24 protein-coding genes are annotated in these 23362 nt (G+C 62.3%); 7 read left to right on the top strand and 17 right to left on the bottom strand.

Features of this window, described 5'->3' with window-relative positions:
- The first annotated feature begins 2 nt into the window (after positions 1-2).
- Positions 3-410 (top strand): helix-turn-helix domain-containing protein, encoded by a 408-nt coding sequence (locus tag JO965_RS00925; RefSeq protein ID WP_203441859.1) that lies wholly within the window; start codon positions 3-5, stop codon positions 408-410.
- 181 nt (positions 411-591) lie between these two features.
- Entirely contained in the window at positions 592-1593 is a 1002-nt protein-coding gene (locus JO965_RS00920) for an adenosine kinase (protein WP_203441858.1), read from the top strand.
- A 42-nt stretch (positions 1594-1635) separates the two neighbouring features.
- On the opposite strand, the gene JO965_RS00915 is transcribed toward JO965_RS00920, so the two are convergent.
- The gene (locus tag JO965_RS00915) at positions 1636-2331 is read right to left on the bottom strand and encodes a gamma-glutamylcyclotransferase (protein WP_203441857.1); all 696 of its coding nucleotides are present in this window, start codon (positions 2329-2331) and stop codon (positions 1636-1638) included.
- An 84-nt stretch (positions 2332-2415) separates the two neighbouring features.
- Positions 2416-2937, bottom strand: coding sequence for a YidH family protein (locus JO965_RS00910; RefSeq protein ID WP_203441856.1), 522 nt, complete (start codon positions 2935-2937; stop codon positions 2416-2418).
- 320 nt (positions 2938-3257) lie between these two features.
- On the opposite strand from JO965_RS00910, the gene JO965_RS00905 reads away from it, so the two are divergent.
- The gene (locus tag JO965_RS00905; RefSeq protein WP_203441855.1) at positions 3258-4181 is read left to right on the top strand and encodes a DUF2279 domain-containing protein; all 924 of its coding nucleotides are present in this window, start codon (positions 3258-3260) and stop codon (positions 4179-4181) included.
- 31 nt (positions 4182-4212) lie between these two features.
- On the opposite strand, the gene coaA is transcribed toward JO965_RS00905, so the two are convergent.
- From coaA to hisB, 8 genes are all read right to left on the bottom strand, one after another.
- Positions 4213-5190: a type I pantothenate kinase gene (gene coaA / locus JO965_RS00900; protein ID WP_203441854.1), complete on the bottom strand. Its 978-nt coding sequence runs from the start codon at positions 5188-5190 to the stop codon at positions 4213-4215.
- 23 nt (positions 5191-5213) lie between these two features.
- On the bottom strand, positions 5214-5534 hold the full coding sequence (locus tag JO965_RS00895) for a phosphoribosyl-ATP diphosphatase (RefSeq protein ID WP_203441853.1): 321 nt from the start codon (positions 5532-5534) through the stop codon (positions 5214-5216).
- 15 nt (positions 5535-5549) lie between these two features.
- Positions 5550-6344 (bottom strand): imidazole glycerol phosphate synthase subunit HisF, encoded by a 795-nt coding sequence (gene hisF, locus JO965_RS00890; protein ID WP_203441852.1) that lies wholly within the window; start codon positions 6342-6344, stop codon positions 5550-5552.
- 100 nt (positions 6345-6444) lie between these two features.
- Entirely contained in the window at positions 6445-9420 is a 2976-nt protein-coding gene (locus JO965_RS00885) for a cadherin domain-containing protein (protein WP_203441851.1), read from the bottom strand.
- Between the two features lie 111 nt (positions 9421-9531).
- Positions 9532-10275 (bottom strand): 1-(5-phosphoribosyl)-5-[(5-phosphoribosylamino)methylideneamino]imidazole-4-carboxamide isomerase, encoded by a 744-nt coding sequence (hisA, locus tag JO965_RS00880; protein WP_203441850.1) that lies wholly within the window; start codon positions 10273-10275, stop codon positions 9532-9534.
- The gene (hisH, locus tag JO965_RS00875) at positions 10263-10913 is read right to left on the bottom strand and encodes an imidazole glycerol phosphate synthase subunit HisH (protein WP_203441849.1); all 651 of its coding nucleotides are present in this window, start codon (positions 10911-10913) and stop codon (positions 10263-10265) included. The genes hisA and hisH overlap by 13 nt, the downstream gene beginning before the upstream one ends.
- The gene (locus JO965_RS00870) at positions 10910-11401 is read right to left on the bottom strand and encodes a DUF2628 domain-containing protein (protein WP_203441848.1); all 492 of its coding nucleotides are present in this window, start codon (positions 11399-11401) and stop codon (positions 10910-10912) included. The genes hisH and JO965_RS00870 overlap by 4 nt, the downstream gene beginning before the upstream one ends.
- A gap of 73 nt (positions 11402-11474) precedes the next feature.
- Positions 11475-12062, bottom strand: coding sequence for an imidazoleglycerol-phosphate dehydratase HisB (gene hisB / locus JO965_RS00865; RefSeq protein WP_203444011.1), 588 nt, complete (start codon positions 12060-12062; stop codon positions 11475-11477).
- A gap of 182 nt (positions 12063-12244) precedes the next feature.
- Between hisB and hslV the strand changes: the two genes are divergently transcribed.
- From hslV to JO965_RS00850, 3 genes are all read left to right on the top strand, one after another.
- Positions 12245-12775 carry an ATP-dependent protease subunit HslV gene (gene hslV / locus JO965_RS00860; protein WP_203444010.1) on the top strand — a complete coding sequence of 177 codons (531 nt, stop codon included), beginning with the start codon at positions 12245-12247 and terminating at the stop codon, positions 12773-12775.
- A 137-nt stretch (positions 12776-12912) separates the two neighbouring features.
- Positions 12913-14226: an ATP-dependent protease ATPase subunit HslU gene (hslU, locus tag JO965_RS00855; protein WP_203441847.1), complete on the top strand. Its 1314-nt coding sequence runs from the start codon at positions 12913-12915 to the stop codon at positions 14224-14226.
- Between the two features lie 208 nt (positions 14227-14434).
- Complete coding sequence (locus JO965_RS00850; protein WP_246776700.1) at positions 14435-14917, top strand: BA14K family protein; 483 nt, start codon at positions 14435-14437, stop codon at positions 14915-14917.
- Between the two features lie 77 nt (positions 14918-14994).
- Here JO965_RS00850 and JO965_RS00845 read toward each other — a convergent pair whose 3' ends face one another.
- Positions 14995-15345, bottom strand: coding sequence for a RidA family protein (locus JO965_RS00845; protein WP_203441846.1), 351 nt, complete (start codon positions 15343-15345; stop codon positions 14995-14997).
- An 80-nt stretch (positions 15346-15425) separates the two neighbouring features.
- The gene (locus JO965_RS00840; protein WP_203441845.1) at positions 15426-16040 is read right to left on the bottom strand and encodes a pyridoxamine 5'-phosphate oxidase family protein; all 615 of its coding nucleotides are present in this window, start codon (positions 16038-16040) and stop codon (positions 15426-15428) included.
- Between the two features lie 112 nt (positions 16041-16152).
- On the opposite strand from JO965_RS00840, the gene JO965_RS00835 reads away from it, so the two are divergent.
- Positions 16153-17835 (top strand): adenylate/guanylate cyclase domain-containing protein, encoded by a 1683-nt coding sequence (locus JO965_RS00835; RefSeq protein ID WP_203441844.1) that lies wholly within the window; start codon positions 16153-16155, stop codon positions 17833-17835.
- A 312-nt stretch (positions 17836-18147) separates the two neighbouring features.
- Here JO965_RS00835 and JO965_RS00830 read toward each other — a convergent pair whose 3' ends face one another.
- The 5 genes from JO965_RS00830 to rbfA form a co-directional block, all read right to left on the bottom strand.
- Complete coding sequence (locus tag JO965_RS00830; protein WP_203441843.1) at positions 18148-18861, bottom strand: DUF3800 domain-containing protein; 714 nt, start codon at positions 18859-18861, stop codon at positions 18148-18150.
- A 117-nt stretch (positions 18862-18978) separates the two neighbouring features.
- Positions 18979-21153, bottom strand: coding sequence for a polyribonucleotide nucleotidyltransferase (gene pnp, locus JO965_RS00825; RefSeq protein WP_203441842.1), 2175 nt, complete (start codon positions 21151-21153; stop codon positions 18979-18981).
- Positions 21154-21368: 215 nt separating this feature from the next.
- Positions 21369-21638 (bottom strand): 30S ribosomal protein S15, encoded by a 270-nt coding sequence (gene rpsO, locus JO965_RS00820; RefSeq protein ID WP_203441841.1) that lies wholly within the window; start codon positions 21636-21638, stop codon positions 21369-21371.
- Between the two features lie 337 nt (positions 21639-21975).
- Positions 21976-22896 (bottom strand): tRNA pseudouridine(55) synthase TruB, encoded by a 921-nt coding sequence (gene truB, locus JO965_RS00815; protein ID WP_203441840.1) that lies wholly within the window; start codon positions 22894-22896, stop codon positions 21976-21978.
- 5 nt (positions 22897-22901) lie between these two features.
- Positions 22902-23327, bottom strand: coding sequence for a 30S ribosome-binding factor RbfA (rbfA, locus tag JO965_RS00810; protein WP_203441839.1), 426 nt, complete (start codon positions 23325-23327; stop codon positions 22902-22904).
- Positions 23328-23362: the final 35 nt, after the last annotated feature.

The raw sequence follows: 23362 nt of genomic DNA, 5'->3' as shown, positions 1-23362 counted from the left end.
CCATGACTCCTTTCGGTGAACGGGTGCGGCAGCTGCGCCAGGAGCGCAGGCGGATGTTGAAGGACATGGCCGCACATCTCGGTGTGTCGAGTGCCTATCTCTCTGCGCTGGAGCGCGGCGAGCGCGGTAAGCCGACCTGGGCGCTGATCCAGGGAGTGCTGCAGTATTTTCACATCATCTGGGACGAGGCCGATGAGCTGACCCGCCTCGCCGATCTCTCCGACCCCAAGGTGAAGATCGACACGGCCGGTGGCGATCCGAAGGCGACCCTGCTCGCCAACCGCCTCGCTCGCGAGATCCGCAACCTCTCCGAGGCCGAACTCGCGGACATGCTCGCCATTCTCGACAGCGCGCAGAATCGGGATCGCCGCGCGCCCGTGCCGATCCAGGCGGTGCAGGACGCGGTCTGAAATGGCTAAGCATCGGACCTAAAAGTGGATTCCACTTTTAGGATCTATTCGATGCTCATCTCTCAGCGATGCATCGTTGAGCGCGAAAAACCGGATCCACTTTTCCGCACGATGCGCTGGACTTGACCGCGGGGGCGGTGGATGCGAAAGCGCCCCGTCTTTTCATAATCCCGGTTGCCTAATGTCCCAGACCCGCATCGACGTTCTCACCCTCGGCAACGCCATCGTTGACGTGCTCGCCCATACCGACGAGGCCTTCCTCCTGCAGAAGAAGGTCCACAAGGGCGCCATGCAGCTCATCGACGAAGCCCGCGCCGAGGAGCTCTACGGCGACATGGGTCCGGCGATCATCGTGTCGGGCGGCTCCGGTGCCAACACGGCGGCGGGTGCCGCTTCCTTCGGCGTCAAGGCCGGCTTCATCGGCAAGGTGAAGAACGACGAGACGGGCAAGCTCTTCGCCCACGACCTCAAGGCCATCGACGTGCATTATGATGTGGCTCTTGCCGAGGACGGCCCCGCCACCGCGCGCAGCTTCATCCTGGTGACGCCGGACGGCGAGCGCACCATGAACACCTATCTCGGGGCCTGCCAGAACCTCACCCCCGACGACGTGAACCCGGAGACGGTGCGCGCCTCCTCCATCGTTTATCTCGAAGGCTATCTATGGGATCCGCCAGCCGCCAAGGAAGCCTTCCGCAAGGCGGTGAAGATCGCCCACGAGGCCGGCAACAAGGTGGCGCTCACCCTCTCCGACGCCTTCTGCGTCGACCGTTACCGCGACGAGTTCTTGGGACTCATGCGCGACGGCAGCCTCGACATCCTCTTCGCCAATATCCACGAATTGCAGAGTCTCTACGGCACGTCTGACGCGAACACCGCACTTGCTGCGTTGCGTGAAGAAAACGTCCTCGGCGCCATCACCCGCTCGGCGGAGGGCGCCCTGATCGTGAGCCGCGGCGAGACAAAGGCCGTGCCGGCCTTCCCCGTCGAGCGCGTGGTCGACACCACCGGCGCCGGCGACCTCTTCGCCTCCGGCTTCCTCGCCGGCCTCGTGAAGAACCTCGACCTCACCGATTGCGCCCGCCTCGGGGGGCTGGCCGCCGCCGAAATCATCAGCCACCTCGGCGCCCGCCCGCAGACGAACCTGCGCGAGCTGGCGCAGCAGGAAGGATTGTTCGCCTGAGGGAAATCTCCGGAACGATGCCACGGCCGTAAGTTCGCGGCATCACCTGTCCGCCATCTCGTCGATCTTTGCCGCTACGAGCTTCTGCAATCGCCAGAGGTTGCTGTCGTGGATGCCGTGCTCTTCCAGATGCATGACCGTGTTGTGGAGATATTCGGCGCCTGAACCCCAATGTCCGCAGGCTCTAGCAAGCACATCGGCCACCTCCTCGGGTGCAAGGCGTCCGACATAAGCCGGTGCCTTGCGGTTCATGACGAAGGTAAGGGCTGTTACAGGGCCGTCTTCGATCGTGACTCTGATCCAACGCGGCATGCTATTGGGTGGCTTCGCGGTGAACTCGCGGCGAAATAATTTCCCCAATTGAGCTTGCAACGATGCGCCCGGAAGCCGGTAGAGAAGTCCCTGGCATTGCCCTCCTCGGTCGAGCGCCATCATGAGGCCGGGTCGATCCTTCGTCGCGCGAAAGCGGGTGATCCTGAAACAGAAGGATCGGTGCCATCCATGGGCCGTGCCCCGCCGCGCCTCCACATGATCCACTTCCGGTTTCCAGATCAGGGAGCCATAGACGAAGAGCCAGGCATCATCGCCGGCAGGATGCGACGACAGCATGGCTTGGACGATCGCGTCGTAATCGTCCTCGGTGTGATAGACGAGACCGGGTTCGGGGCCGGGATCGTCCAGGACACGATGAACAAGCGCCACAAGGTCGCGCGTGAGCGCCATCTGTCGGGCTTTCATCGGGACATCCTTTCGGCATGAGGCCGCGATTGGCAAAGATTAGCTCAGGCCGAATGGTCGGTCCAAAGGTGTAAAGGGTTTGCCTCAATCCCCGCCCGTGCGCCCGAACCAGATGCTGAGCAGGGCGGCGAGCGCGACGAGTACCAGGAAGCCGTTGAAGATCACGAGCAGGAACGGCGGGATCCGCTGTACGTCTGGCTGCGGCGGCTGTGCGCCCGTAAAAATCTGGCGCCAGACCGCAGAGGCGAAGCAGAAAGCGCTGAAAAACACAAGGATTGAGCCGGTGGAGATGATCATCCAGTCCGGAACCACACCTTCCAAAAGCTTCTTCGCGCCGATGCCGGAGGCCAGCGACGCCAGACCGGTGCGCACCCAGGCAGCATAGGTGCGCTCGGCGGCAAAGACCGTACGGTTGGCGGCCAGTTCCGTGCGCCGGTCGGCGCTGTCCTTCATCTGCACGCTGGCGACGGCGGTGGTTGTGGCGGCAGCCTGCGTATGTTCGGCCGCTTCCTGCGTCTGCTCGGCGGCCTCCTGGGTCTGAGCCGCCGCCTCCTTGGCGTGCTCGGCACTGCGCTTGAGTTTTTCGTCGACCGGCTGCGATGTCATGGGGCCTCCGTTCATCTGGAGGCACAACGCCCACGGTTACGGAATGGTTGGCGCTTTTCCGTTTACCTTTGTCGCCAACTTCTTGGCCCGGCGGGACCTGGCGTTCGCCGAGGGGTTGCGTTCCGCCACTTGCCATAGAAAGATCCTCCCAGGGGGCGTTGGAAGAGGATCGACCAATGCGGGTGGTCGCCTTTATCGCTTGTCTTGCAGTCCTGGGCGCCGTTTTGCGCCCTGAGATATCCCTGGCACAACCGAGCGGACCATCGGAGTCCCGCTCGGTGGTCCGAGCGAAGGGGCAATCTGCGAGACCGCCTGCGGTCGTGGCCACCACCACGGCTATGCCGACTACGAAGGCAAGCCTTGAGCCGACGCCAATCCCTCCGACATTCTATTCAGTCAGCCAACTGGGCGATCATTTGCATGCGATCCGATGGGAGCTGGCCCTCGTTGGAGCGGGATTTGCTGTCGTCGGCTTCAAGGATTGGGACTGGGGCAACACCTCCGGGTTTCAGACCATCGAGGAAGGATGGTTCGCCAAGAACACCCGCCACGGCGGAATGGACAAGATCGGCCATTCGTTCTCGACCTATGTCATCGCCGACCTCCTGACGGACCGGATTCGGGCCAATGCCTCGAATCCCATAGGAGCCCCGATCACAGCCGCGCTCGTCGCATTCAGCATCATGGGGCTCGCCGAAACCATGGACGGGTTCACGGGCCGGCATCGCTTCTCGCGCGAGGATATCGTGGCGAACGGCGTCGGTGCGCTCTTCTCGATCGTCCGGAACTCTGTTCCCGGGCTGAGTGAGAAGCTGGACTGGCGGTTCATGTACACGCCCGCAAGCTACGAGCGGCCCGGCATCACGGGGGAGAATGGTATTCTCCCCCCGTACGAGCGTCAGCGCTACATCATGGCGCTGAAAGGCAGCGGGTTCGAAACGCTTAAAAATACTCCCCTGCGCTACGCAGAACTGCACGTCGGCTTCGATGCACGTGGTTTCGAGGAGAAGGAGCGCGAGCTCGGCTATCCGATCGAGCGATCCTTCTATGTCGGGGTGGGGCTGAACCTCAACGAGGTGCTCTTCGGAACGGGACCCAATCCGAATTTCGCCCGGTACAGGGACACGTTGCCGGGCTGGGCTGCCCGCAAGACCTTGGAATACGTTCAGGTGCCCTACACGTCCGTTTACGCCAAGAGCCGCTTCTCGACGGTGCGCCGCGTGGGAACGACGTTTCAGGACTAGCGCATCGTGCGGACCTTTTGGGTCCGATGCTCTAGAGTCGTCTCAGCGCCACCGTCTCGATCCGGTGGCTCGGGCCCTTTTTCAGGATCAGGCTCGCGCGCTGACGGGTCGGCACGATGTTTTCCTGCAGGTTCACCAGGTTGATGCGATTCCACAAGCCATCGGCAATGTTGATAGCTTCCGCCTCGGGCAGTTCCGCATAGCGCCGGAAATAGGACAGCGGATCGCGGAAGGCTGTGTGGCGCAGGCGCAGGAATCGACTCACATACCAGCGGTGCAGATCTTCCTCGTCCGCGTCGATATAGACCGAGAAGTCGAAGAAATCGGACACGAAGGGGATGGCGGTTCCGTCCTTCGGCATGCGCGCCGGCTGGAGCACGTTGAGGCCTTCGACAATCAAAATGTCCGGCCGGTCGACCACGGTTTCCTCGCCGGGCACCACGTCATAGACGAGGTGGGAATAAAGCGGCGCCTTCACGTTGCGTTTGCCGGCTTTGATGTCGGCGAGGAAATGCAGCAGCTTTCCGGTATCGTAGCTCTCGGGAAAGCCCTTGCGCTCCATGAGGCCAAGCCGGGTCAGCTCTGCATTGGGCAGCAGGAACCCGTCGGTGGTGACGAGATCGACCTTCGGCGTGTTCGGCCAGCGGGCGAGAAGAGCTTTCAGTACGCGGGCGGTGGTGGATTTGCCGACCGCCACCGACCCCGCCACGCCGATGATGTAGGGCACCTTCTCCTGCTGCTCGGCGAGAAGGAAGCGCTGGGTCGCCTTGAACAGCCCCTGGGTTGCCGCAACGTAGAGCGAAAGCAGGCGCGAGAGCGGCAGGTAGATCGCCGCGACCTCATCGAGGGAGATCGGATCGTTGAGGGATTGCAGCTGCAGCACCTCGTCGGCGGCCAGCGTCATCGGCGCATCGGCGCGCAGCTTGGCCCATTCGTCGCGGGAGAAGGTGCGATAGGGCGAGAGGCCGTCATCGTCCTCATCGGCGGAAATCAGGTTGGGCTGGTCCATGCGAACCACCTCTTTTCCATGTTTTAAGTCTTGCGTGCGGCCTTCTCCGCAAGACCCGACTGCGCCGTGCGGCGCTCCAGTTCGGCCATTACGTCACTTAGCGGAATGTTTGCGCCCTGCAACACGACCAAAAGATGATACAGCACATCCGCCGCCTCGGCCGTGAGGTTTTGCCGATCGCCCTCGACGGCCGCGATGGCGGCCTCCACCGCCTCCTCCCCCAGCTTCTTGGCCGCCTTGGCCGGCCCACCGGCGATGAGCTTGGCCGTATAAGACTCGGTCGCCGGAGCCGCCGCGCGCTCGGCGACGATGCGGGCGAGGTCGTTGAGGGTGAAGGAGGTCATAGTCTGTCCTTCTGCTCAGGCGGCGTTCTTCGCCGGCTTGTCCAGCCGCATCTTCAGACCCTTGTCCGCCATGTAGCCCTTGGCTTCCGAAATCGTGTGGGTGCCGAAATGGAAGATCGAGGCCGCGAGCACGGCGCTGGCATGGCCGTCTTTCACGCCGTCGACCAGATGGTCGAGATTGCCGACGCCGCCGGAGGCGATGACGGGCACGGAGACCGCGTCGGCGATGGCGCGGATGAGCGCCAGGTCATAGCCGCCCTTGGTGCCGTCCCGGTCCATGGAAGTGACCAGAAGCTCCCCTGCCCCCAGCTCCGCCACCTTTCTGGCAAACGCGATGGCGTCGATGCCGGTGGCGTTGCGCCCGCCATGGGTGAAGATTTCCCAAGCCGCGGGCTCGCCCTCCCCCGACACCTTCTTGGCGTCGATGGCGACGACGATGCATTGGTTGCCGAACTTTTCCGCCGCCTCGCGCACGAAATCAGGGTTCTTCACCGCGGCCGTATTGATCGAGACCTTGTCGGCGCCCGCGAGCAGGAGCTTGCGGATGTCCTCGACGGTACGCACGCCGCCGCCCACCGTGAGCGGCATGAAACAGGCCTCGGCCGTGCGCTGCACCACGTCGAGCAGGATCCCCCTCGCCTCGTGGCTTGCCGTGATGTCGAGGAAGCACAATTCGTCGGCGCCGGCCGCATCATAGGCCTTGGCCGCCTCGACCGGATCGCCGGCATCGACGAGATTGACGAATTGCACGCCCTTCACGACACGGCCGTCCTTGACGTCGAGACAGGGGATGAGGCGGACTTTGAGCATCGGCTGCGTTCCCAAGAACAATGCCGGTCAGATGCCAAATTTCTCGCGCGCTGTCACCCATGACGGAAAGATGGTCATCCATGACGGAAAAAGGCGCCTGTCAGATCACGAGGAATTCCGCCGCATTCATGGCGAGCTTGAGCTTCTTGTCGAAGGCGGCGATCTGATAGGCCGCACCCTTGCCGGAGCCATCCGCATCGTAGAGCAGGACTTTCTTCTTCGAGTCGAAGACCAGGTAGTCGTTCTTGTCCTTCGCCTTCGAGCCCGCAGCGAAGAAGTCCTTGTTGAGCTTGCCTTTCTTCGTCAGGCTGCCCTTGCCAAGCTTCTTGAAGACGGCGTTGTCGAGCAGGATCGTGTCGTCCTTCGTCTTGTAGTCCGTGATCTTGTCGAGATTGGCCTTCCAGGACTTCTTGTCGACCTTGGCGGTGAAGACGAACTCATCCTTCCCGGCGCCGCCGGTCAGCGTATCGTTGCCCGCCCCGCCATTGAGCTGGTTCTTGCCCGCATTGCCGACGAGAATGTTGGCCTTGGCATTGCCGGTCAGGTTGAGCGCCGTTCCGGCGCCGATCTCGCGCGCCATCAGGATCTCGATCTCGGAGAAGTCAGCAAGGCTGAAGCTTGCATCGGTGAGAACCGTGTCGATTCCGCCACTGGCTGCTTCGACGATCACATCGCCCGTATCCGCCAGATAGGTATCGTTCCCGCCGCCGCCGATGAGCGTATCGGCTTCCGCACCGCCGGCAAGCATGTCATTGCCGAGGTCGCCCGAGAGATGATCGGCGCCCTCGCCGCCCTCCAGACCGTCATCGCCGCCGGCGCCGAACAGGGTGTCATTGCCCTGGGCTCCGATCAGCCTGTCCGCCCCCTCCCCGCCGACGAACCTGTCCGCCGCGGCCGTTCCCGTCGCGATCTCCGGATTCACGTCGGTGACCGTGATCGTGAGTTCCTGCTCCAGGGTCTTTCCGCCCGCATCGGTGACGCGCACCTTGATCCGGTGGGAAGAGGCCTGCTCGAAATCGAGAGCCAGGCCGTTCTTCACCAGGATCGTATCCTCGGACAGCATGAAGCGCCCGCCGGCATCGTCGAGAAGCTCGAAGGTGAATTCCTCCTCCGCGTCCGCATCCTCGGCTGAGAGCGCGCCCACCCGCGTTCCCGGTGCCGAGAGTTCGCTGACGCGCCCGCCCTCGATCACGATCTCGGTCGGCGCGGCGTTGACATACACGCCATCGGCATCCTCGATGACTTCAATTCCCTGGCGGAACAATTGTCTTCGCTGAGCCAGCGAGAAAACATCGTCGGTATCGAGGACGACGCGGTCGTTGCTGCCTGCCTCGCCGTTCAGGAGAAGCGCCGTCGCCTTGTCGACAACCGTGACTGTTGTGCCCGACGCGTCCGTCAGAACAGTCTCGGAAAAATTCGTGACTGTCGTCGAGGTCAGGTCGAGAGCGCCTCCACCCACGAGGCGCAGAACATTCGTGCCGCCCTTCCCGTCGATGGTCAGAAGGTCTGCAATCTGGGCATCACCGGCGATGAAGGTATCGTCGCCCTCCGAGCCCTCGACGGTCTCGAACCATTGGCTGACGGTTAAGTCGTGGGTACCGGATGTCGTCAGTCGGAGCGTATCGAGGCCGTCACTCCCATAGATGGCCGTCAGCTCAGAAAGCTGATTGGCGCTGACGATGATGGTATCGTTGCCGACTGATCCCTGAACGATTTCAAACCCGGCGAAGATGGCTGGAGCCGTGAGGTCGAGAGCGCCGGCCTCCTCCATTCGCAATGTATCTTCGCCGCCCTGGGCGTTGAGCTCATCGCCGGCATTGAGGGTGCCGGACGCAACGTACAATGTTTCGTCGCCATCCGTCCCTGTCGCCTTGTCGACGGCGACCGTCAGGAATTCGCCGGAGGCGCGCTGCTGGTAGATGTCGGCGCCCGCTCCCTCCTGATCGAGCGAGGACCACCACGCGGTGACCCAGGAGCCGTCCTTCAGCACCGTGATGACGGGGGAGAACTGCCGTCCGTCCGTTGTCGTGTTGACGATGGTCTCGCCGCCGACCTTGCTGCCGTTCGCGTCGTAGCGCTGCTGCAGGACCGCATAGTCGGAGCCGTCCTTGCCGTCGGCCCCCCAGGTCACGATCCAGCCGCCGTCCGGCAGGGCCTTAACCTGCCCGTTCACATGACCGCCCGCCTTGGTGGTGTTGACGCTTTCAATGGGTGTCACCGATGCTATCGCCGTCCCATCTGCCCGGAAGCGTTGCTGTTTGACGGTCCAGGTCGCTCCGCCACTGTTTTCGAAAGCCGACCAGGTCACGACCCAGTTGCCATCCGCGAGAACCGTGACGTTGGGACCCTGGAGAAACTGTCCCTGGTCAGAATGGATGGCGACGGCTTTTCCGGCGGTGCCATCTGCGTAGCAGCGCTGCTGGTAGATCGCGCCACCCATCGGGCCGCCGGCTGCCCAGGTGGCGATCCAGCTGCCATCGGGCAGAGCCGCGGTGCTCACCGAGAGCTGGATGCCGGTGCCGGTTGTCCCTTGGATTGCGACGGGATCTTCGACGGGATCGCCCTTAGAATCGTAATACCGCTGATAGATCGTGGTGTCGGAAATATCCCCCGACACCCAGCTGACGACCCAGCCACCCTCATTCTCGCCATCCAGAGCAGTGACGACCGGGTAATCCTGAGATCCAGAGAGCGTGCCGCTGACGAGAATCTCGCCGCCGGCCTTACCGCCGTCAGAAGCATAGCGCTGCTGATAGACCTGGTAGTTACCGTCGCGATCGTGATCCGACATCCAGGTGACAACCCAGCCGCCGTTAGGTAGCGCAGTCACCTGAGGGGCTTCCTGATGCCCGGCAATCGTGGTGTTGATCTGGGTTTCTTCCCCGACCTTCGCCCCATCGGCCGTGTAGCGCTGCTGGTAAATGCCGCGGCCGTTGCCGGTCCCTTCCTTGGCACTGTCGCGCCAAGTGACGACCCAGCCGCCATCCGCGAGGGCGGCGATGCTCTGCTCGACCTGGGTGAAGTCCGTCGTCGTGTTGACGCGGATCTCGCCGCCCTGAATTACTGTGAACGCCATGGAAGCCCCCGATATGTAACTTTATCTCGAGGTTTTATAACCTATGTTGGCGTCGTTAGGGAAGAATCCTAGCCGTTCGACTTGAGCTTGAGAAATCCATAGGATTTGAATTTAAGCCGGCACCGATTTCAGCAGCGCCAGCGCTTCTGTCGGATCGATCCGCCCGTCATAGAGCGCGCGGCCCGAGATGGCACCGTTGAGGACGGCGCAATCGGGCTCCGTGAGGCGCTCGATGTCGGCCATGGAGGCGAGGCCACCCGAGGCAATGACGGGGATCGAGACGGCGCGGGCGAGCCCCAAGGTCATCGGGAAGTTGAGACCTTTGAGAATGCCGTCGCGGGCGATGTCCGTGTAGATGATCGCGGCGACGCCTGCATCCTCGAAGCGCCGGCCGAGTTCCTCCGCCGACAGCGTGGAGGTCTGGGCCCAGCCCTCCACGGCGACGAGCCCGTCCTTGGCGTCGATGCCGACCGCGATCTTGCCGGGATGGAGGCGCGCGGCCTCGCGCACGAAGGCGGGATCGCGCACGGCGGCCGTGCCGATGATGACGCGCGACACCCCCTTCGACAGCCAGCCCTCGACCGTCTTCATGTCGCGGATGCCGCCGCCGAGCTGCACCGGGATCGTCACGCGCTTCAGGATATTCTCGACGGCCGCGGCATTCATCGGCTTGCCGGCAAAGGCGCCGTCGAGATCGACCACGTGCAGCCACTCGAAGCCCTGGCGCTCGAAGGTCGCGGCCTGGTCGGCCGGATCGTCGTTGAACACGGTCGCCTGGTCCATGTCGCCTTGAATGAGGCGGACGCAGCGGCCTTCTTTGAGGTCGATGGCAGGGTAAAGGATCACGGGCGCCACCTTAGGAAATTGGCGATGAGCTTGAGGCCGAGGGCCTGGCTCTTTTCGGGGTGAAATTGCGTGCCGACGAGATTGTCGCGGCCGACGATGGCCGTGACCGGGCCGCCGTAATCGGCGGTGGCGACCACGTCGTCCGGGATGGCCGGCGAGAGCGCATAGGAATGCACGAAATAGGCGTGCAGCCCATCAGGTCCGGTCGGAATACCGTCGAGCAGCGGATGCGGCTTCACCTGTTGCAGCGTGTTCCAGCCCATATGCGGGATCTTTAAGCTGGGGTCGCTCGGCGTAATCGCCTTCACGTCACCATGGATCCAGTCGAGGCCGTAGCTCGTCGTGTGCTCGAGGCCGCGCGTCGCCATGAGCTGCATGCCGACGCAGATGCCGAGGAAGGGGCGCTTGTCCTCATGGACGCGCCGTTGCAGCGCTTCCACCATGCCCGGTACGGCATCGAGACCGCGGCGGCAATCGGCGAAGGCGCCGACGCCCGGCAGCACGATCCGGTCGGCCTTGGCGACGAGGGTTGGATCGGAAGAAACCGTGATGGTGAGATCGAGCTCCGCCTCGCGCGCGGCCCGCTCGAAAGCCTTGGCGGCGGAGTGCAGGTTGCCGGACCCGTAATCGATGATGACGACGCTCACCGGGGACGCTCCGCATCGGGAAAGAGGCCGATCACCGGTTCGGACCTCCGAGGAGTGGACAGGATGGATGTGGACGCCGGGCTGCGGGGCAGGGAGGTCGGCCTGGCCTCGAGCCAGCGGGCGAAGGCTTTGGTCTCCGCTTCGTCCCGGTCTTCTGCTGTGACCGCATCGACCATGGGCAGGCCGCGGCGCGCCAGGGTCCAGCGCCTCAGGCTATTGGCCTCGAGCCCGATCAGAACCTGCAGCAGAAGCTGCGCGACGGTGCCGGCAAGCGGATGCACGTCGAGCAGGGCCATGAGGCCGCCGAAGGCGAAGACGAGGATCAGCACGCCGATTCCGGCAAGCCAGAGCCGGTGGTAGAAGAACCACAGGAAGGTGAAGAAGAAGGCGCCCCAGGAAAAGGCATCCTTCACGAGCTCCGACTCGTCCAGAGCTGTCGGATCACCCGGCCGCGCATCGCGCGCGAGGTGCAGAGTAAAGGTGGTCATGGCGACGTTTCCTCAGGCCTCGTCCGGTGAGGTGACGCTGGCGTGCCCGCCGGACAAGGGATCTTAAAGGGATTTAGAGTGTACCCTTGGTGGAGGGAACGCGGCCCTCTTCCCTTGGGTCCAGTGCCACGGCCTGACGCAAGGCCCGTGCCAAGCCTTTGAAGCAGCTCTCGGCGATATGGTGGCTGTTCTCGCCATAGAGCGTCTCCACATGGAGCGTCAGGCCTGCGTTGATGGCGAACGCCTGATAGAATTCACGTACCAGTTCGGTGTCGAAAACGCCGATCTTCTCCGTCGGGAAGGTGGTCCGGAACACGAGGAAGGGGCGGCCCGATATGTCGAGGGCGACGCGCGTCAAGGTCTCGTCCATCGGGAGATGAATGTCGGCATAGCGCGAGATGCCCTTTTTATCGCCAAGCGCCTGCAGGATGGCCTGGCCGAGCGCAATCCCGGAGTCCTCGGTCGTATGATGCTGATCCACATGCAGGTCGCCGGTCACCTTCACGGTCAGGTCGAAGTGACCGTGTCGGGCAAACAGTTCGAGCATATGGTCGAGGAAGCCGACCCCCGTGGAGATCTCGGCCTTGCCGGTGCCATCGAGGGCAATCGACACGGCGACATCGGTCTCGGCGGTGCGACGGCTAACGCTCGCGGAGCGCATCATCAAAATCCTTTGCGGAACAAGAGACGAGGCCTTCTAGCAAGACCTGCGCAGAAATGCCACCCGCGTTGCTTTTGCCCGATCAGTGATTAAGTCAGGCCTTGAAACGGCCGTGTGGCCGATGCTGATTAGATCCTGCCCTCCGGAGTTTGACCCTCGTGTCTGAAGACGCCACCCCCCGCATGCATGCCACCACGATTCTTATGGTCCGCAAAGGCGGCCGCGTCGTCATCGGCGGCGATGGGCAGGTCAGCCTTGGCCAGACTGTCGTGAAGGGCAATGCGAAAAAAGTCCGCCGTCTCGCCAAGGGCGGCGTGATCGGCGGCTTTGCCGGCTCAACGGCGGATGCCTTCACCCTGTTCGAGCGGCTCGAGGCCAAGCTCGAACAATATCCTGGCCAGCTTACCCGCGCCTGCGTCGAGCTCACCAAGGACTGGCGTACCGACCGCTACCTGCGCCGCCTGGAAGCGATGATGTTGGTGGCCGATAAGGATGTGGGCCTGCTGCTCTCCGGTGCCGGCGACGTGCTGGAGCCGGAAAACGGTATCATGGCCATCGGCTCCGGCGGCAATTATGCGCTCGCTGCCGCGCGGGCGCTCGCCGATTCCGACATGGATGCGGAAGCCATCGTGCGCCGGTCTCTCGCCATCGCCGCCGAGATCTGCGTCTATACCAATGCGAACATCGTCATCGAAACATTGGACGCCGCATAGAACCGTTCGTGTCATCCCCGGCGGCCGCAACGCGGCCGGGAAGGGGATCCGGACACGGAAAGCCTTGATTGTGGATTCCCTTCCCCTCCAGCAGCTCTCGCTGCTTCCGGCCGGGGATGGCACCGGAAGATGAAGTTATGACCACGTTTTCTCCCCGCGAAATCGTTTCCGAACTCGACCGCTACATCGTTGGCCAGAACGACGCCAAGCGTGCGGTCGCCATTGCTCTGCGCAACCGCTGGCGCCGGCAGCAGCTCGAAGGAAACTTACGCGAAGAGGTGGCGCCGAAGAACATTCTCATGATCGGCCCCACGGGTTGCGGCAAGACAGAGATCTCGCGTCGCCTCGCCAAGCTCGCAGGCGCGCCTTTCATCAAGGTTGAGGCGACGAAGTTTACGGAGGTCGGCTATGTCGGCCGTGACGTGGAGCAGATCGTGCGTGACCTCGTCGAGATTGGCATCGGTCTCGTGAAGGACGAACGCCGCCGCCAGGTCCAGGCAAAGGCGCATGTGTCGGCGGAAGAGCGTGTGCTCGATGCGCTCGTTGGTTCCACTGCCAGCGCCGCCACCCGCGATGCCTTCCGCCGCAAGCTGCGCGCCAACGAGCTCGACGATAAGGAGATCGAGGTCGAGCTGCAATCGGGTGGAGGGCAGGGGATGCCGATGTTCGAGATCCCCGGCATGCCCGGCGCGTCGGTCGGTGCGATCAATCTCTCCGACATGTTCGGCAAGGCGTTCGGCGGTGGCCGCTCGAAAACCCGCCGCACCACCGTGCGCGAAGCCTATGAGCCGCTGGTGACGGAAGAAGCCGACAAGCTGATCGACCAGGACGCCATCGTCCAGGAGGCGCTGCGCCAGGTGGAGAACAACGGCATCGTGTTCCTCGACGAGATCGACAAGATCGCCGGCCGCGAAGGCCGCACCGGTGCCGATGTCTCCCGCGAGGGCGTGCAGCGCGATCTGCTGCCGCTGATCGAAGGCACGACGGTGTCGACGAAATACGGGCCGGTGAAGACCGACCATATCCTCTTCATCGCATCCGGCGCGTTCCATGTCTCGAAGCCGTCGGATCTGCTGCCCGAGCTGCAGGGTCGTCTGCCGATCCGTGTCGAGCTCGCACCGCTGACGGTAGAGGATTTCAAGCGCATCCTCACCGAGACGGAAGCGAGCCTGATCAAGCAATCGGTCGCGCTGATGCATACCGAGGGCGTGAATCTCGTCTTCACCGACGATGCCATCGATGCGCTCGCTCAGGTCGCTGTCGACGTGAACAACTCGGTCGAGAATATCGGCGCCCGCCGCCTGCAGACGGTGCTGGAACGCGTGCTCGACGACGTCTCCTTCACGGCCCCCGATCGCTCCGGCGAGACAGTGACCATCAACGCCGCTTATGTGCGCGGCGAGGTGGAGATGCTCGCGAAGAACACGGATCTGAGCCGGTTCATTCTGTGAGCTGAAGAGTTACGTAATCACAATGGCCGGGCTTGACCCGGCTATTGTCGTTTTCGGTCTTACAATCCTCATCCTGAGAGGGTGGCCTACAATCATGAAACCGCCCTCTCGATCCTCACGTTCCCGCGAGAGATAGACCGAAATTCCTCAAAAGGGGAACGACCCGAGGTTTTTTGCGTTCGCCTCCCGAGATTGGAGGAGTTGTCCCATGCGTAAATTCTTCATGGCTGTCGCGGCTACGGCTGCGCTCGGCACCTTTGGCCTCGCCGCTCCGGCTTTTGCTGCCGAGGCTCAGACCACACCAATGAATGAACTTGTCGCCGCGGTGCAGAACGGCAACGTGAAGACTGCGTACGCGCAGGATTACTATCGTGGACGCGCCATTCGGCGTGCTTATCGCGGTGGTGGCCCGCGCTATGTAGACCGCCGTTACTATGGCGCGCGCCGCGGCTACTATGGCTCCCGTTATGGCTATTACGGCCCACGTTACTACCGCCGCGACTATGGATCAGCTGCCGCAGCAGGCGCCATCGGCCTTGCGACCGGCGCCATCATCGGCGGCGCCATTGCCCAGTCGCAGGCTGCGCCGGTCTATGGCGGTAATTCCTATTGCGCTCAGCGCTACCGGTCCTATGACCCGGCCTCGGGCACCTATCTCGGTTATGATGGCCGACGCCATCCCTGCCCGTAACGAGATCGAAGGGTGAATGAAGAAGCGGGCCATATGGCCCGCTTCTTTTTGCTGAAAACTTAACTTGGCAGCAAAGCTTACTTGGCCGCGATGACCGCGATCTCGACCTTGAAGGCCGGGGCTGCGAGCTTGGCCTCGACGGTCGCGCGGGCAGGGGTGTTGCCGGGCGAGACCCAGGCATCCCACACGGCATTCATCTCCTGGAACGTGCCCATGTCGGTGAGCCAGATATTTGCCATCAGGATCTTCGACTTATCAGTGCCGGCCTCACTGAGCAGGCCGTCGATGATCGCGAGGATTTCCTTGGTCTGCTCGGTGACGCTTTGCCCGGCGGTCTGATTGGCGACCTGGCCGGCGAGATAGACCGTGTTGCCGTGAACGACGGCGCCGCTCATGCGCGGGCCGGGCTTGATGCGTTGGATCGTCATGGAATGTCCTTGTGCCTTTTCCAGAACAAGTGGGATCTGCCTTTTCGGGGGCAGGGGACTTCAGGTCAAGCGCATCCTGCTCAATAAAGGGTTGTACGCTGCCTTTCCGGCAGTTCCTTGTCATAAGCTTCGCCGCCCACCTCGTTGTTCGACAGGGCCGCGAGGATCTGGCCCGCGCTCGGCAATGAGCCGCGCGCCACGTGCTTTCTCGGGTTCCATAACTCCGAGCGCAGGATCGCGCGGGCACATTGGAAATAGACGGCCTCGACCGTGACGGCGATGACGGATTTCGGCGCCTTGCCGTCGATGGCGAAGCTTTCGAGCAGAGAAGGATCGACCGAAATCACCGCTCGACCGTTGACGCGCAGAGTCTCGCCGATGCCGGGAATCAGGAACAGCAGGGCGACGCTCGGATCGCCCACGATGTTGCGCAGCGAATCGAGGCGGTTGTTGCCGCGCCGGTCCGGCAGCAACAGGGTCTTTTCTTCCTGAACGCGCACGAAGCCCGGTCCGTCGCCGCGGGGCGAGCAATCGAGACCCTCCGGTCCCCGGGTGGCGAGTGCCACGAAGGGCGCGGCCTCGATGAAGGCGCGATACTCGGGCACAACCCGATCCGTCTCCTTCAGGAGCGAACCCTTGCTGACCTCGCCGTAAAGGGCTTCGAGTTCCGCGAGGCTGGTGATGAGATGAGACATAGAAGAGGAGCCGATGCAGGGATCGTGATTTGACAATCCGCACCTTGGTGCAACTGCATAGCGGCAGGCAAGCCTGAAAGCCTTTGAAGCTGGGCCGATGTGAAAGACGCGTATGAAAAGCCTGCAAGGCAAACTGGCACCGGAGCCGCCCGTCTCTGAGATCACGATCCGGACGCGCGAGATTCGCCTGTTCACAGGCTTGGTGCTCGGGGCCTTTCTCCTCACCCATTTCAGCAATCACGCGCTCGGCCTCGTTTCCATCGAAGCGATGGAAGCAGGACGCGTCTGGTTCAACCGCCTTTGGCGAAATCCCGTCGGGACTGTGCTTCTTTACGGCTCCATTCTCGTGCATTTCCTGCTGGCGCTATTGGCGCTCTATCGGCGCCGCACCCTGCGCATGCCGGTCCGCGAGGCGGCACAGCTGGCCTTGGGGGTGAGCCTGCCGTTCCTGCTGATCGCCCATGTGGTCGGGACCCGGGTGGAATGGGCCCTGACCGGGCAGGATTCCGGCTACCCGGACGTGGTTCGCAATCTCTGGATCAACAATCCCGAAGTTGGTGCCAGGCAGGTGATCGCTTTGGTGATTGCCTGGCTGCACGGATGTCTCGGGATCTATTTCTGGCTGCGCCCGAAAACCTGGTTCCCGCGCTCCGCACTGCTTCTCTACACGGGCGCCGTCCTTGTTCCCGTCCTCGCGCTGCTCGGCTTTGCCGAGGCGGGGAGGGAGATCGCGGACGAGCCGGGACGGTTCGTGCAAAGTCCGGCTCCCGCTGCCTCCGGCTTGATACCGATGGCCGGTCCTGTCCTTTATGCCTTCTTCGGGGGGCTGCTTGCGGCCACTGTCGCAGCCCGCATCATTCGCAGCGGATTGTTGTGGTCACGGCGGGTGCGTGTCTTCTATCCCAACGATCAGATCGCGACCGTGCCCCAGGGATTCAGCGTGCTGGAGGCAAGCCGTATTGCCGGCATTCCGCATGTCGCCGTCTGTGGCGGAAGAGGGCGCTGCTCCACCTGCCGGGTGCGAGTGCTCGATGGTCATCAGCGCCAGCCGCCGCCAACCGCCCAGGAGCGCGGCACACTAGCGCGCATCAAGGCCGGCCCCAATGTGAGGCTCGCCTGCCAGTTCCGGCCGACCCACGACGTCTCGGTGGTGCCGATCCTGTCCACGGGGCGCAACGGCGTGACCTCGCTCGTCCGCAGCGGCCGCGCCCAGGGACAGGAGCAGGAAATCGCGGTCCTGTTCTGCGACCTGCGCGGGTTCACGACGCTGGCGGAGCGGCGCCTGCCCTTCGACACGGTCTTCATCCTCAACCGCTATTTCGAGGCAGTGGGTGAATCCGTCGAGGATGCGGGCGGCTATATCGACAAGTTCATCGGCGATGGCGTACTCGCCCTCTTCGGCCTCAAGACCACGCCGCAGCAGGCGGCGAAACAGGCGCTCGATGCCGCGCTGCGGATCAAGGCAGCGCTCGTCCATCTCAACGAGGAATACGAGAGCGAATTCGAGCATCCCTTAAAAATCGCCATGGGCCTCCATGCTGGCCCTGCCATTGTCGGGCAGATGGGCTACGGCCAGGCGACCAGCCTCACCGCCGTTGGTGACACCATCAACGCCGCAAGTCGCCTGGAAGGGCTCGCCAAGGAACTCAACGTCGAACTCGTGATCTCCGAAGACCTCGCCACCCGCGCCGGCCTCGACCTCACTGCCCGCGACCGCCAGATTGTTCAGATCAGGGGGCGCGCGGCGCCCCTAGGGAGCTGGATTATTCCGGAGGCGGATAGCCTTGGCACTTAGAGCTGACGCAAAATCCTTTAACTTACTTGCATACATTCACGACAATGTAGTTTTAGCGCAACGTGGCTTGTGATCGCTTAGGGAACATGTCCGCGCTTCCACACTTTTACCCACCGGCTCGCCTGTGGATAAGTGAGGCATCCAAAGTCCAGTGGACTCTAAATACACGAGTCTCGACAAGGACTTGACTCTCAGCGAATCATTGAATTGAAAAATGTAGTTTAAAGTTATATATTGTTTATGCGGAGTAGCACCGCTGTATCGGCGGGAAGCGCTCCGCTCTCAAGAGGGTCCCAGGGCAACTTGGGGCCCTCATGTGCTTCTAATTATACCTAAAGGGTCTTTTCTATAAGCTTGTTTGACTAAAACAGGCTCCAGAAGCATAAAAGCGTCCGAGATACCAAGCTTGTTCGTATTTGGCGTAGGTGCTTCTTTCCTGAGAAGCGAAAATGCACAAAAATCAGATGCTTGAATCAGCAAGCTCTTGGAAGAGTCTCTATAAACTGGATCTTCGATAATTTTCTCAATTGGGATGTTTTTGGCAGTCGATCCGTCATTCCATGTGCCGAGTTTACTAATTATATAATTATGTCTCCTCATGCGACGCACTAGCTTATCATAATTTTTTCCTTCATCTGAGAATATTATACAGGAACTATTTGATTTGCTCATGTTAACATTGATCCTATTGAGCAATCTCTCAAATAAAATCATTTCATCCTTCTTAGAGCCGCAAGCATTAAAGATCTGGACTTGAGGTAACTTAATTATCTCCTCTAAAAATAGGCGGAAAATGCGGGCTCGCGTAATTTTTAGAACAGTATTGTGAGCAATATTTCCGCGCCCACCTATCCAGTCTGTTGCATGCATTTCAATGCTTGAAAATATACCCTCAGATTTGCGGATAGAACGCCGAAATTCAATAAGTTGATTTAGAGCTTGGAGCCAATGATTGGCAGGGATGCATAAAGCGGAAAAGCAACAAAGGACGTTGTCTTTTGAGTCATCGATATAGATGAGATGCATAGATCGGTATTACGCAAAAACACAGATAGTACTATGAAAGAACATTATGCCTGCTTATGTCAAGAAAAAGGGGCGGTTTCAAACCGCCCCTTTTCATTTATTATCTGATTTAGGCTCTTACTCGCCGGCCTGCTTCTGCTGATCGCGCTGGGCGCGCTCGGCTTCACGCTCGGCCTTGAGCTGCTCGGTGATGTCCTCGCCGGTCTCCTGGTTGACGACCTTCATGGAGAGACGGACCTTGCCGCGCTCGTCCATGCCGAGGAACTTCACCTTCACCTTGTCGCCCTCTTTCACGACGTCGGTGACCTTGCCGACGCGGTTCTTGGCGAGCTCGGAGATGTGGACGAGGCCGTCGCGGGAACCGAAGAAGTTCACGAAGGCGCCGAATTCCATCACCTTCACCACCGTGCCCTCGTAGATCGTGTTGACCTCGGGCTCGGCGACGATGGAGCGGATCCAGTTATAGGCGGCCTTGATCGACTTGCCGTCGGCGGACGCGATCTTGATCAGGCCGTCGTCGTTGATGTCGATCTTCGCGCCGGTCTTCTCCACGATCTCGCGGATGACCTTGCCGCCTGAACCGATGACTTCGCGGATCTTGTCGACCGGGATCTGCATGGTCTCGATGCGCGGGGCATGCTCGCCGAGCTCGGCGCGCGGCGCGGTGAGAGCCTTGTTCATCTCGGCGAGGATGTGCGTGCGGCCGGCCTGAGCCTGCTCGAGCGCGACGCGCATGATCTCTTCCGTGATGCCGGCGATCTTGATGTCCATCTGGAGCGAGGTGATGCCCTGCTCCGTTCCGGCCACCTTGAAGTCCATGTCGCCAAGGTGATCCTCGTCGCCGAGAATGTCGGACAGGACCGCGTAGCGCTCACCCTCGAGGATGAGACCCATGGCGATGCCTGCCACCGGGCGGCGCAGAGGAACGCCTGCATCCATCAGCGCCAGCGAGGCGCCGCAGACGGAGGCCATCGATGAGGAGCCGTTCGACTCGGTGATCTCCGACACGACGCGGATCGTGTAGGGGAAGTCGTGAGCGGCCGGCAGCATCGGGTGGATGGCGCGCCAGGCGAGCTTGCCGTGGCCGATTTCGCGGCGGCCGGGCGAGCCCATGCGGCCCGTCTCACCGACGGAATAGGGCGGGAAGTTGTAGTGCAGCAGGAAGGTCTCCTTGCGGGTGCCCTCCAGCTCGTCGATGAACTGCTCGTCCTCGCCGGTGCCGAGCGTGGTCACGACCAGCGCCTGGGTCTCGCCGCGGGTGAACACGGCCGAACCGTGGGTGCGCGGCAGGACGCCGACTTCCGACACGATCGGACGGACGGTCTTGAGGTCGCGACCGTCGATGCGGGTGCCGGTGTCGAGGACGTTCCAGCGCACGACCTTGGCCTGGGCTTCCTTGAACACGGCCTTAACCTTCTCGGCCTCGAAGCGGGCTTCGCCCTCGGCAGGGCAGAGCGCGTCGAACACGCGTGCCTTCACGGCGTCGACGGCAGCATAGCGATCCTGCTTCTTGGTGAGCTTGTAGGCTTCGCGCAGATCCTTCTCGGCGATGTCGAGAACGGCCTTTTCCACCTCGGACACGTCCGCAGGCTGGTAGTCGCGCGGCTCCTTGGCGGCCTTCTCGGCGAGGCGGATGATGGCCTCGATCACCGGCTGGAAATGCTTGTGGCCGAACATCACGGCGCCGAGCATCACGTCCTCGGGCAGCTCCTTCGCCTCGGACTCGACCATGAGCACGGCGTCGGCGGTGCCGGCGACCACGAGGTCGAGGGAGGTCTGGTCCATTTCCTGCAGCGGCGGGTTCAGCTTATACTGGCCGCCGATATAACCGACACGGGCAGCGCCGACCGGTCCCATGAAGGGCACGCCGGAGAGCGTGAGAGCAGCAGAGGCGGCCACCATGCCGACGATGTCAGGATCGTTCTCGAGATCGTGCGAGAGCACGGTCACGACGACCTGCGTGTCGTTCTTGTAGCCCTCGACGAAGAGGGGGCGGATCGGACGGTCGATGAGGCGGGAGACCAGAGTCTCCTTCTCGGTCGGGCGGCCTTCGCGCTTGAAGTAGCCGCCCGGGATGCGGCCGGCGGCATAGGTGCGCTCCTGGTAGTTCACCGTGAGCGGGAAGAAATCGATGCCGGCCTTCGGCTCCTTGGCCGAGACGACGGTGGCGAGAACGGTGGTTTCACCGTAAGTGGCGACGACGGCGCCGTCGGCCTGGCGGGCCATCTTGCCCGTTTCGAGCACGAGCTTGCGCCCGGCCCAGATCAGTTCTTCGCGTTGAATATCGAACATGGCGTGTCTTTCATGACAGCGGGGCGGGGGCTCGATGCCATGAGCAAGACGGCGAGAGGCTCGCGCCGGCGGACAAGCCCGCCTTACAAGCCTCTTGCGATCCTGCCATGGTCATCGTGTCTGCCGCCTCCTTTGAAAACACCGGGACTTGAGTCCTCGCAGTGTCGGAGAAATCCGTCCGGAGCCGGGCTCCGGACGGAAGTTTTTCAAAAAGCTTAGCGGCGGATGCCGAGCTTCTCGATCAGCACCTTGTAGCGGTTCTCGTCCTTCTTCTTCAGATAGTCGAGAAGCGAACGGCGCGACGACACCATCTTCAAAAGGCCACGACGGGAGTGGTTGTCCTTCGTGTGGCTCTTGAAGTGGCCGGTCAGGTTGTTGATCCGCTCGGTCAGAATGGCGACCTGCACCTCGGGGGAGCCGGTATCGCCAGCCTTCTGGGCGAATTCCTTAACAAGCGCGTTCTTGCGCTCAGCCGTAATCGACATCGTCAATCCTTTCAGGTTGGCTTTATCAGGAGACCTTGGCCTTCAGGGCTTCAGGTCGGGGGCATCCGGAAGGGCCGGGCCGGGATGTCGTCCAGCGCGGTCCGAACCCGGACGCGTCTTTTGCGGCATGAGCCGTCAAAAAGATGGCGCACCATACACGAAAAGCGCCCAAGTGCCAGAGAAATCATTTTTCTCAAGCGGAGCAATGGGATGGCTGATCGGTGATGCCCTTCCAGGCTCTTTGCCGTCATGGCCGGGCTTATCCCGGCCATCCACGTTTTATGGCCTAAAGACGTGGATCACCGGAACAAGTCTGGGGATGACGGGTGAGGGTGTGTCAGACCCCCAGATTGAACACTCGGTGGGGCACGAGTTCGCCGCGCTCCACGTCGCCGACGGCAATGAGGATTCCGTTGCAGGTGGCATAAACCTTGCCAGACAAGGGTGCCTCGCGGCCGCGTAGGATGATGGACTGGCCGCGCATGAGGCGGCCGGCCATGTCGCGGCTGACCGTGATAGAGGGGATTTCGCTGAGCGCGATCTCCACCGGGCGCAGGGCCGCCGGATCGATGGCGATGTCGTCGACCATCACGGCGTCATGCTCCGTGAAAGGACCGACGCGGGTGCGCCTGAGCGCCGCGATATGGCCGAGGCAGCCGAGCGCGCGGCCGAGATCGCGGGCGATGGCGCGCACATAGGTGCCCTTGCCGCAATCGGCCTCGATCACCGAGCGGTTGCCCACATGATGGATCAGGGAGAGGCGATCGATCTCCACAGTGCGGGGCTGGAGTTCCACCACCTCGCCGTCGCGGGCGAGATCGTAGGCGCGCTCGCCGGCGATCTTGATGGCCGAGAAGCGCGGCGGCACCTGCTGCACCTGGCCGGTGAAGCGGGGCAGGAATGCCTCGATCTCGGACGGATCCGGCAGCCTGTCCGTCCGCTCGACCACTTCGCCCTCGGTGTCATCGGTCGTGGTCTCCTCACCCCAGGCGACTGTGAAGACGTAGGATTTGCGCCCGTCCATGACGAAGGGCACGGTCTTGGTCGCCTCGCCGAGCGCAATCGGCAGGATGCCGGAGGCAAGCGGGTCGAGAGTGCCGGCGTGCCCCGCTTTCTTGGCGGACAGGCCGCGCTTCACAACAGCAACCGCATGGGTCGAGGTCATGCCAACGCCCTTGTCGAGGATGATCCATCCATTGACGTCGCGTTTCTTCGGGCGGTCTCCGTGAGGCCTCCGCTGCGGGCGTTCTTCGTTCATCGCACTTACTCGCTGTCGTCTTCGGAGGTGTCGGTTGCGGGCTTCACCGTATCGCGGGCGACGCGCTCGGAGCGCAGCAGCGCGTCGATACGTGCGGCCTCGTCGAAACTCTCGTCGCGGCGGAAGCGCAGGTCGGGTGCGAATTTCAGGTTGACCCGCCGGGCCACTTCCTGGCGCAGCAGCTTCTTGTTCTTGTCGAGCGCCTTGAGCACCGCTTCCTCGTCCTTGCCGCCGAGCGGCATGATGTAGGCGGTCGCGAGCTTGAGATCCGGCGACATGCGCACTTCCGGAATGGTGATGACGTTGCGCGTCAGCACATCGTCCTGCAGGTCGCCTCGGGAGAGGACCTCCGCAAGCGCATGGCGAATAAGCTCGGCCACGCGCTGCTGGCGCTGGGAGGGTCCGGTGGTTTGTTCGAAACGTTTAGCCATTTTTACTTCTCCGGGATTGGACCGGACCATCGTGC

The organism is Microvirga sp. VF16 (assembly GCF_016864375.1).
Lineage (GTDB): Bacteria > Pseudomonadota > Alphaproteobacteria > Rhizobiales > Beijerinckiaceae > Microvirga.
The sequence above is the reverse complement of the archived record's forward strand: the minus strand, read 5'-3'. Positions and strand labels throughout refer to the sequence as shown.

Excerpts from the sequence above, each read along its gene's own strand:
- JO965_RS00925 (WP_203441859.1), top strand. The coding sequence starts at position 3 with ATGACTCCTTTCGGTGAACGGGTGCGGCAGCTGCGCCAGGAGCGCAGG.
- JO965_RS00920 (WP_203441858.1), top strand. The coding sequence starts at position 592 with ATGTCCCAGACCCGCATCGACGTTCTCACCCTCGGCAACGCCATCGTT.
- JO965_RS00915 (WP_203441857.1), bottom strand. The coding sequence starts at position 2,331 with ATGAAAGCCCGACAGATGGCGCTCACGCGCGACCTTGTGGCGCTTGTT.
- JO965_RS00910 (WP_203441856.1), bottom strand. The coding sequence starts at position 2,937 with ATGACATCGCAGCCGGTCGACGAAAAACTCAAGCGCAGTGCCGAGCAC.
- coaA (WP_203441854.1), bottom strand. The coding sequence starts at position 5,190 with ATGGACCAGCCCAACCTGATTTCCGCCGATGAGGACGATGACGGCCTC.
- JO965_RS00895 (WP_203441853.1), bottom strand. The coding sequence starts at position 5,534 with ATGACCTCCTTCACCCTCAACGACCTCGCCCGCATCGTCGCCGAGCGC.
- hisF (WP_203441852.1), bottom strand. The coding sequence starts at position 6,344 with ATGCTCAAAGTCCGCCTCATCCCCTGTCTCGACGTCAAGGACGGCCGT.
- JO965_RS00885 (WP_203441851.1), bottom strand. The coding sequence starts at position 9,420 with ATGGCGTTCACAGTAATTCAGGGCGGCGAGATCCGCGTCAACACGACG.
- JO965_RS00870 (WP_203441848.1), bottom strand. The coding sequence starts at position 11,401 with ATGACCACCTTTACTCTGCACCTCGCGCGCGATGCGCGGCCGGGTGAT.
- hisB (WP_203444011.1), bottom strand. The coding sequence starts at position 12,062 with ATGCGCTCCGCGAGCGTTAGCCGTCGCACCGCCGAGACCGATGTCGCC.
- hslV (WP_203444010.1), top strand. The coding sequence starts at position 12,245 with ATGCATGCCACCACGATTCTTATGGTCCGCAAAGGCGGCCGCGTCGTC.
- hslU (WP_203441847.1), top strand. The coding sequence starts at position 12,913 with ATGACCACGTTTTCTCCCCGCGAAATCGTTTCCGAACTCGACCGCTAC.
- JO965_RS00850 (WP_246776700.1), top strand. The coding sequence starts at position 14,435 with ATGCGTAAATTCTTCATGGCTGTCGCGGCTACGGCTGCGCTCGGCACC.
- JO965_RS00845 (WP_203441846.1), bottom strand. The coding sequence starts at position 15,345 with ATGACGATCCAACGCATCAAGCCCGGCCCGCGCATGAGCGGCGCCGTC.
- JO965_RS00840 (WP_203441845.1), bottom strand. The coding sequence starts at position 16,040 with ATGTCTCATCTCATCACCAGCCTCGCGGAACTCGAAGCCCTTTACGGC.
- JO965_RS00835 (WP_203441844.1), top strand. The coding sequence starts at position 16,153 with ATGAAAAGCCTGCAAGGCAAACTGGCACCGGAGCCGCCCGTCTCTGAG.
- JO965_RS00830 (WP_203441843.1), bottom strand. The coding sequence starts at position 18,861 with ATGCATCTCATCTATATCGATGACTCAAAAGACAACGTCCTTTGTTGC.
- pnp (WP_203441842.1), bottom strand. The coding sequence starts at position 21,153 with ATGTTCGATATTCAACGCGAAGAACTGATCTGGGCCGGGCGCAAGCTC.
- rpsO (WP_203441841.1), bottom strand. The coding sequence starts at position 21,638 with ATGTCGATTACGGCTGAGCGCAAGAACGCGCTTGTTAAGGAATTCGCC.
- truB (WP_203441840.1), bottom strand. The coding sequence starts at position 22,896 with ATGAACGAAGAACGCCCGCAGCGGAGGCCTCACGGAGACCGCCCGAAG.
- rbfA (WP_203441839.1), bottom strand. The coding sequence starts at position 23,327 with ATGGCTAAACGTTTCGAACAAACCACCGGACCCTCCCAGCGCCAGCAG.